This is a genomic window from Oleiphilus sp. HI0079, from assembly GCF_001635105.1.
Window position 1 is genome coordinate 1 of record NZ_LWFT01000309.1, and the last position, 604, is coordinate 604.

Below are 604 nucleotides of genomic sequence, written 5' to 3' on the forward strand. Positions count from 1 at the left end.
GTTCGTGATGCCGGTGGTTTTGCAAACATGATTAAGATTGCAAACTTCCTTATCGAGAAAGAGCGTGCTGCAATGCAAGCGGCTAAGTAATAAGCGCTTCTGCATCACTAAGAGGTGTAAGAAAAACTATGTATGCAGGCTTGCGTAGTCGTGTTAGACAGATTTTTACACCCTCTGATGCCTTAGTCAGAGCTTCGTCTAGCTCCGCTCCCGAGGCTCTGAACACTGTTCCTAAGGTTTCTCATGACGAGACGATTCGTCTTCTGACGTATAACATTCAGGTTGGTATATCGACTTCGTCCTATCGCCATTACGTGACGCGTAGCTGGCAGCATTTCTTACCTCACCGTAAACGCCATGAGAACCTCACTAAAATTGCACATTTGCTGCACTCATATGATGTCGTTGCACTGCAAGAGGTTGATGGCGGAAGCTTGAGAAGTGGTTTTGTTAATCAGGTAGAGTTTCTCGCCAATGAGGCGGGCTTTCCATACTGGTATCAACAGCTTAATCGTAACTTTGGGCCACTAGCGCAGCATAGTAACGGTTTGCTGAGTCGCTATCGGCCCTTGTCGGTAGAAGAGCACTCTTTGCCAGCTTTGAT

The 604-nt window shown here is 46.9% G+C and carries 1 protein-coding gene; it reads left to right on the forward strand.

Features of this window, described 5'->3' with window-relative positions:
* Positions 1 to 128: 128 nt before the first annotated feature.
* On the forward strand, positions 129 to 604 hold a 476-nt coding region (locus A3750_RS04250; protein WP_197474880.1), incomplete at its 3' end, for an endonuclease/exonuclease/phosphatase family protein.